The 1,143-nt window shown below is 65.2% G+C and carries 1 protein-coding gene; it reads right to left on the bottom strand.

Features of this window, described 5'->3' with window-relative positions:
* Window positions 1-3: 3 nt before the first annotated feature.
* Window positions 4-1,131 carry a tyrosine-type recombinase/integrase gene (locus ABS735_RS38520; protein ID WP_476755897.1) on the bottom strand — a complete coding sequence of 376 codons (1,128 nt, stop codon included), beginning with the start codon at window positions 1,129-1,131 and terminating at the stop codon, window positions 4-6.
* Between the last annotated feature and the right edge of the window lie 12 nt (window positions 1,132-1,143).

The following is a 1,143-nucleotide window of genomic DNA, read 5'->3' as shown; positions in this document are numbered from 1 at the left end:
CTGTTATGCGGTGAGGTTGTGGTTGAGGATCTTGGCGGCTTTGCTGATGGAGCCGGGCATGAGGTGGCGGTAGATCTTGAAGGTGATCTCGATGGTCTTGTGGCCCATCCACTCGGCGACGTCGGTGATGGGGATGCCGTGGGTGAGGCAGTTGGAGGCGAAGAAGTGCCGCAGGCCGTAGACGACCATCCCGTCGGGGATCTCGGTTTCGCCGGCCTTCTTGATCCGCTGCCACTGGTTGGCAATGTGGTAGTGCGGGAACGTGCGGGCCGGGTCGCCGGGATGACGCAGCAGGTAGCCGTCGACGGTGCCGTGTTTGTCGGCGTACCACTCGATGCTCTGGCGCACCCGTGCGGGCAGGGGCACGTCCCGGTACTCGCCCACTTTGCGGTGCTTGAGCCGCTCGTACTGGCAGGTGGTCCGGTTGACCTGCTCGGTGATGCGGTAGACGTCGTCGGCGACGATGTTGTTGACGTTGACCGCGAACGCTTCGCCGTTGCGCATGCCGCAGCCGCTCATCAGGTCGGCGACCAGGAGGAAGCTGTCGTCGCCGGCGGTGCGTATCTGACCCAGCTGTTCGGGTGAGGGGATCACCACCCGCCTGGGGTCGTACTGCGGCGGCTTGATCCCGGCGACCGGGTTGTCGTCGAACAGGCCCAGCCGGTTGGCGTCCAGCAGGATCGCCTTCAGCTTGTCGAAGCAGTTGGCCTGCGCGGCCAGGCCGATGCCGTTGCGTTCCAGGACCTGGAGGAAACCCTCGACGACCTTGTGGTCGAACGTGTTCATCCGCCGGCTCCCCAGCAAGGGCAGCAGGTGGATGTTCAACAGCGACTCCAGGTGCACACTCGAGGCCGGCCCCAGATCCCGCTGTCCGGCCTTCCACTCGGCGGCGTACTCCTTAAACCGCATCGCCCCGTACTTCGCGACCCGGTCCGCCTTCGCCTGCCCCCGCGGCGCGGACTTCCTCGCGTTGTAGACCTCCGTCAAACGCGCGATCGCCTTGTCCTGGGTCGCAAACCCGGACTCCTTCACCTGCTTCCCGGCCGCCGACCGATACCGCACCTTGTACGCGTGCGGGCACTTCGACCACCGCGACCGCGGATGCTCACACTCCTTGAAAAACGAACCCATCCCACGAACCAA

This window comes from Streptomyces sp. MMCC 100 (assembly GCF_041538145.2).
In the GTDB taxonomy this organism is placed as follows: domain Bacteria; phylum Actinomycetota; class Actinomycetes; order Streptomycetales; family Streptomycetaceae; genus Streptomyces.
Note: the sequence above shows the minus strand (reverse complement) of the source record. Positions and strands in the feature narration are given on the sequence as shown.